The sequence below is a fragment of the Streptomyces sp. SID5785 genome (assembly GCF_009870065.1).
In the GTDB taxonomy this organism is placed as follows: domain Bacteria; phylum Actinomycetota; class Actinomycetes; order Streptomycetales; family Streptomycetaceae; genus Streptomyces.
On record NZ_WWIA01000632.1, the window covers coordinates 1 to 3,018 of the forward strand.

3 protein-coding genes are annotated in these 3,018 nt (G+C 75.9%); 2 read left to right on the forward strand and 1 reads right to left on the reverse strand.

The features are described from left to right. Window positions 1–75: 75 nt before the first annotated feature. Complete coding sequence (locus GTW43_RS20690; protein ID WP_161303511.1) at window positions 76–1,068, reverse strand: methyltransferase domain-containing protein; 993 nt, start codon at window positions 1,066–1,068, stop codon at window positions 76–78. A gap of 94 nt (window positions 1,069–1,162) precedes the next feature. On the opposite strand from GTW43_RS20690, the gene GTW43_RS20695 reads away from it, so the two are divergent. Continuing rightward, the gene (locus GTW43_RS20695) at window positions 1,163–1,567 is read left to right on the forward strand and encodes a globin (protein ID WP_161303512.1); all 405 of its coding nucleotides are present in this window, start codon (window positions 1,163–1,165) and stop codon (window positions 1,565–1,567) included. Between the two features lie 212 nt (window positions 1,568–1,779). Beyond that, on the forward strand, window positions 1,780–3,018 hold a 1,239-nt coding region (locus tag GTW43_RS20700), incomplete at its 3' end, for an FtsX-like permease family protein (protein ID WP_343246072.1).

The following is a 3,018-nucleotide window of genomic DNA, read 5'->3' on the forward strand; positions in this document are numbered from 1 at the left end:
TTCAGGGGCGCGGGGAACTGCGCGACCGGCCCCCACCGAGCCGCAGCCGCAACCGCACCTCCACACACCACCCCCTCAGGCGTCACCCGGCACGCCCCAGACGTGCGGCCCCGCCGGGTCGTCCAGCCAGACCGAGACCCGCCCCGCGTCGAGCGTCACCCCGAACCGCGACCGTCCGGGCCGCCCCTCCCGCTCCCACACCCGGAGCACCTCCCGCGCATCGGCGCCCCCGCTCCCGGCGACGAGCGTGAGCACGAACCGGAACCCCTCGTCCCGCGCCAGACTCCGCGGCAACCGCCCGAGCTCCGGCCCGGCCCCCGGCGCCCCGCCACCCCGCAGCGCGACGAAGTACGCCGGAGTCGCGAGGAACCGTCCCTCGGCGAACGCCGCGTCCCGCACCGTCAGCACGACGATCCCGGTCGACAGCGGCGCCATGATCCGCGCGCCGGGCGTGCACTGCCCGAGCCACTCCCCCGGCACCTCGCGCAGCGTCACCGTCGCGATGATCCGGTCGAACGGCGCCCGCTCCGGACACCCGCGCACCCCGTCCCCGGTGACGACGGCCACCCGGTACCCCGCGGCGGCGAGATGCGCCCGCGCCGACTCGGTGATCTCCGGGTCGAGGTCGACGGTCGTGACGGCGCCGGGGCCGAGGCGGTGGGCGAGCAGCGCCGCGTTGTACCCGGTGCCCGCGCCGATCTCGAGCACCCGGTCCCCGTCCCGTACGCCGAGTCCGGCCAGCATCGTGGCCATCAGCGAGGGCTGGCTGCTGGAGGAGATCAGCTCCCCGTCGCGCATCCGGGTGGCGAGCGGCTGGTCCGCGTAGGCGCCGCGCAGCCAGCGTTCGCGGCGGCGCGGGTCGGGGTCCTCGCCCCAGAGCCGTTCGTAGCCGCCGGGGACGCCGATGAAGTAGGAGGGCACGAAGAGGTGGCGCGGGACGTCCGCGAAGGCGTCCCGCCAGCGCGGATCGGCGGAGAACGCACCGCTCTCCGCGATCTCGCGCACGAGCTCCGCCCGCGCCCGCGCGGCGAGCGGACCGAGACCGCCGTCGGCGCGCTCTGCACCCATATGTCCAGACTGCCCCCGCGAGGCGGGTTCGGCGAGCCCCCGCGGGGGTCCTGGTCCCCCGGTCCTAGGCCGGGGCGTCTGAGACGATGGACGGGTGACTGAGACCCCGCGCGACACGCTTCAGGAGCTGACGTTCTACGAGCAGGTGGGCGGCGAGGAGACGTTCCGCCGTCTGGTGCACCGGTTCTACGAGGGCGTCGCGGCGGACCCGCTGCTGCGCCCGATGTACCCGGAGGAGGACCTCGGCCCGGCCGAGGAGCGGCTCGTGCTGTTCCTCATGCAGTACTGGGGCGGCCCGCGCACGTACAGCGACCAGCGCGGCCACCCGCGGCTGCGGATGCGGCACGCCCCGTTCCAGGTGGACCGGGCGGCGCACGACGCGTGGCTGCGGCACATGCGGGACGCGGTGGACTCGCTCGGCCTGTCCGAGGAGCACGACCGCACGCTGTGGAACTACCTGACGTACGCGGCGGCGTCGATGGTGAACACGGCGGGCTGATCCGGCCCCGCGCCGCCACTGCCGGAGCCCACCGGACGACGCGCCTCCGCCCGGTCTCCGGCACACGGACTCCACTATCCGGTCACGATCCGGTCCAGACCGGTCCAGACCTCTTCCGCAACCCGCACCGCCTCTGACAACATCCGGACAGGTTTTCGGGGATGTACGGCGTAGAGCGCGGGGACAGCGCGGGGACACGGGGGTCGACTGGCGTGTGGGATTTTGTCCTCCTCCGGGTACGGGCACACCGTCTGCTGCTCGCCGCCGCCGTCCTCGCCGTCCTGCTCACGACGTCCGTCCTCGCCATGCTGAGCGCCTTCTCCGGTGCGATCGGCGACGCCTCGCTGCGCCACGTGCTGCGCACCCGGGACGCGGCCGCGACCGCGCTCGTCGTGCGCGCGGACGTACCGGCCACGGGCCGCGAGGCCGCCGCGGCCGCCGTCCGCGCGAGCACGGACCGCGCCTTCGACGGACTCCCGGTCCACCGGCAGTCACTGGTCACGTCCGGCGCGTACGCGCTGCCGGGCACGGACCGGGACCGGCCCGACCTCACCGAGTTCGCGGACCTGGACCGCTCCGAGGTGACGCTGACCGCGGGCCGGCTGCCCCGGGCCGCGGCGGGCCGGACCGTCGAGGCGGCGCTGCCGCAGACCGCCGCCCAGCAGCTGAAGCTGGAGCCGGGTGACCGGCTCGTCCTCACCGACCGGCTCGGCGGCAAGAAGCTCACCGTCGAACTGACCGGCGTCTACCGCCCGTCCCGCCCCCGCTCGCCCTACTGGACGCTCGACCAGCTCGGCGGGCACGGCGTGCAGAAGGTGACCTTCACGACGTACGGGCCGCTCCTGGCCGACCCGTCGGTGCTCGCGGGCGGGCGGCTGAGCAGCGGGCGGTCCGCGTGGCTGGCCATGGCCGACTTCGGCACGGTGACGACGGGCCGCATCGACGCACTGCGGGACACGGCCCGCGCGGCGGCCACGGAGCTGGAGCACGCCCCGGCGCTCTCCGGTTCCGTCACCGTGGACACCGGGCTGCCCGACACCCTCACCCGGGCCGAGCGCGCCCTCCTCGTGTCCCGCTCCACCCTGCTCATCGTGGCGCTGCAACTGGTGCTGCTCGCCGGATACGCCCTGCTGCTCGTGGCGCGGCTGCTGAGCGCCGAGCGGGCCGGTGAGACCTGGACCCTGCGGGCCCGCGGCGCCTCCGGGGCCCGGATCGCCTCGCTCGCGGCGCGCGAGGCCCTGCTGCTCGCCCTGCCCGCGGCGGTGGGCGCCCCGCTGCTCGCCGGGCCGCTGACCCGGCTGGTCGCCTCGCAGGGCGCGCTGTCCCGGATCGGGCTCCATCTGGACGTGGGCCCCGGCGACCCGGCGGTGTGGCTGGTCGGCGTCGCGGTCGCGGCGGGCTGCGCGCTCGCGGTGACCTTGCCCGCGCTCACCGCCCGCGGCCCGGCGGGC